Raw genomic sequence first — 3,071 nt, forward strand, 5'->3', positions numbered from 1 at the left:
GGAAGCAGTGCTTGCCGAGATCGACTCCGATCAGCGATACCGTGTCCATGATGGTCCTCCAGAAGGACAAAATCCTCACTCAGCGTAGTCCACTGAGTGAGGATCGGGCTGACCATCCTATTAAGCGCGAACCGTTGCGGTTCGCGCTTTTTTATTGCCCCGCCGCGGTGGATGGGCCGACGATGCGGCTCAAACCGCGCGCTTCATCCGCGTGATCGGCAGCACGCGCAGCCGCGATTCGATCGACGGGCACAGCGACTGCCCTTCGAAACGCGCGGCCAGGAAATCGACGAACGAGCGCACCTTCGCGGACACGTGGCGACGGCTCGCGTACACCGCATAGATCGGCGCCTCGTGCGGCGGCACGGAATCGAGCAGCACCGGCACGAGCCGGCCCGATTCGATGTCGTCGCCCACCACTTCGGTGCCGAGCAGCGCAATGCCCGCGCCGGCGAGCACGGCCGCGCGCAGCCCTTCGAGATGGTTCACGATCAGGTTGCCGTTCAGGCTCACGCGCGAAGCAGCGGCCGCGTCGATCACGAGCGAATCGAGCATCGTCGAATTCGAATCGCGCCGCAGGTAGTTGTGGTTCGCGAGATCGGCGATCGTCTGCGGCGTGCCGTGCTTCTCGAGATACTCGGGCGACGCGACCAGCAGGATGTGCGCGGTCGCGATCTGCCGCGCGACCAGCGACGACGATTTCAATCCGTTCGGCGCCGCGCGCACCGCGACGTCGTAGCCTTCCTCGATCAGGTCGACCACGCGATCGGACAGCGTCATGTCGACGGTCACGTCCGGGAACCGGCCCGCGTAATCGGTGACGGCCTGCATCACGTGCCGCAGCCCGAACGCGGACAGCGACGTCACGCGCAACCGCCCCTGCGGCACCACGCTCGCGGCGCCGACGGCCTGGCCGGCTTCGTCGAGTTCGGACAGCGCCTGCACGAGGCGCTCATAGTATTCGCGTCCCGCCTCGGTCGGCGCGACGCGTCGTGTCGTGCGATGCAGCAGCCGCGCGCCGAGCTGCTGCTCGAGGTGCATCACGTGCTTGCTCGCCATCGCCGCCGACATCTGCATGCGCTCCGCCGCGCCGACGAAGCTGCCCACTTCGACGACGTAGCGAAACACATTCATGCTGACGAGGGTATCCATCGAACTAGCTCGCAATCCCGGGGGAATCAACCAATTACGAGATAGGGTAACAAAGGCGAGGAAACAGAAAGGTCAAGAAAGGCAAAACGGCGCCGCGGGTGACGGCGCCGTTTTGGGTAGCAATGACGGACGGAAAACATGCAGCCAAAACGCGCGATTGACGCGCGCGTCCGGCGCACCGATCGCGCGTGCGCGTCAGAACTTCGCGCGGATGCCTGCGCCGAACGTGTTGCCGGTCGACAGGCCGCTGATGTGGTCGTTCATGTAGGCCGCGTAGACGTCGGTGCGCTTGGACAGCGGATAGTCGTAGCCGACGGCCCAGGTCTGGCGCGTCTGGTCGAGGCCGCCCGCGTCGCGCGAATACGCATACGACGCCATCGCGTTGCCCACGCCGATCGGCACCGACACGCCGCCCTGCGCGGTGTTGACGTGCCAGCTGCCCGCGACCTGGTCGTTCTTCGTATACATGTACTGGCCGAACAGCTTCACGAGCTTCAGGTCGTAGGTCGCGCCGACCAGCGCGATGCCCTGGCTCTTCATGCCGGTCACGAGCGCGCTCAGATCCTGCGGGCCGTTGTTGAAGTTCACGTACTGATACACGGCGGTCGCCGCGAACGGGCCGTTCGCGTAGTTGAACTGCGCGCTCCACTTCTTCGAACGGTTGTCGCCAGCCTGGTTGCCGAGTGCGTACATCGCGCCGAAATTCAGGCCACCGAACGAAGGCGACGTGTAACCCACCGCGTTGTTCCAGCCCGAATCGCCGACCGCGCCCTGGTCGCTCGGATAGGTCGGGAACGTGCCGAGGCCGAGGAACACGTGATACACCATCGGCGAGAAGGTGTACGAGTCGTAGAACGGGTTGAACAGGATCGTCGACAGGAACAGGTGCGTCGTCAGGCGGCCCGCCGTCACCGTGCCGTACGGCGAGCTGATGCCGACGTACGCGTTGCGCGCGAAGAACGTGTCGCCCTGGAAGCGGCCGTACTGGCCGTTCTGCGCACGGAAGAAGCTCTCCAGCGTGAAGATCGCCTTGTAGCCGTCGCCGAGATCCTCTGCGCCGTGCAGGCCCCAGTACGACGTCGACATGCCGCCGCCCGACACGTTCCACGCACGATCGCCGCCGGGGAACTTGGTGGCGCCGACCCATTCGTCAACCTGCCCGTAGAGCGAGACGCTCGATTGCGCATGGACGGGTGCGGCGGCCGCCACGCAGGCGGCCGCGGCGATCAGCTTGACGGACGTGCGCGACGCACGGCGAGCGAATGCTTTCATGGGATCTCCAGGTTTTGTCGGATAGTCGATAAGTGGCGCGAGCGTTGTTGTTTGGAGCCGAGTGCTTGCGTCGTATGGGGCGCAGCCATCTTTACGGATCATTCGTCCGGTCAAAATTGCGCACACTTATTGCGGGTATAGCGCCGGCATTAACTTCGCGGAATGTATCCATGGCCGGATGCACCGCGGCGACCCGGCGCAAGCGCGGTCGCACGGGCGGGCGGCGGCGTGGCATACGCGTGCCGGGCGCGAAAGATAGCGCAATGCGGTCGGAAAATCAGCGGAAATCTGCGCGCGACTGTGGCGAATTCGCATCAGCCGGCTAGGAGACGAGCGCCGAGGCGCTCAGTTTCGGTAGAACGGGGAGAAAGAAGGCGAGTGCGCAGGCTCTTCCTGCGAGCGGGGCGGCGGCATCGGGCGACCGCCGCGCTCCTCGTTGTAGCGGGCGACGTCGGCGCGGATCGAACCGGCCCGCAGCGGGACGTTGCCGCCGCCCGGCGGGCGCGGCATCTGGCGGACTTCGGCGCTGATCGGCCGATACGGGCTTTGCGCGGCGTAATGGCCGTACGACGGCGTCGGGCGCAGCCCCCAGCGGGAACCCGAGCCGCTCACGCCGCCGGGACGCACGCCGGCGGGCGGCGCAGCGC

At 66.0% G+C, this 3,071-nt stretch carries 3 protein-coding genes and 1 pseudogene; 1 reads left to right on the plus strand and 3 read right to left on the minus strand.

The features are described 5' to 3' along the window. A partial coding sequence (locus H3O04_RS36460) for a hypothetical protein (protein ID WP_237666545.1) occupies nucleotides 1-215 on the plus strand: 215 nt, incomplete at its 5' end. Here the strand turns inward: H3O04_RS36460 and H3O04_RS34755 are convergent. The 3 genes and pseudogenes from H3O04_RS34755 to H3O04_RS34765 form a co-directional block, all read right to left on the minus strand. Further along, nucleotides 190-1,152, minus strand: a complete 963-nt coding sequence (locus H3O04_RS34755) for a LysR family transcriptional regulator (protein WP_006477616.1) — start codon at nucleotides 1,150-1,152, stop codon at nucleotides 190-192. The genes H3O04_RS36460 and H3O04_RS34755 overlap by 26 nt on opposite strands. Before the next feature lie 195 nt (nucleotides 1,153-1,347). Further along, nucleotides 1,348-2,424: a porin gene (locus H3O04_RS34760; RefSeq protein WP_011546370.1), complete on the minus strand. Its 1,077-nt coding sequence runs from the start codon at nucleotides 2,422-2,424 to the stop codon at nucleotides 1,348-1,350. A 345-nt stretch (nucleotides 2,425-2,769) separates the two neighbouring features. Further along, nucleotides 2,770-3,071: pseudogene (locus H3O04_RS34765) on the minus strand (peptide-binding protein); the annotation flags it as partial.

Source organism: Burkholderia sp. KCJ3K979 (assembly GCF_016759955.1).
Classification (GTDB): Bacteria; Pseudomonadota; Gammaproteobacteria; order Burkholderiales; family Burkholderiaceae; genus Burkholderia; species Burkholderia orbicola.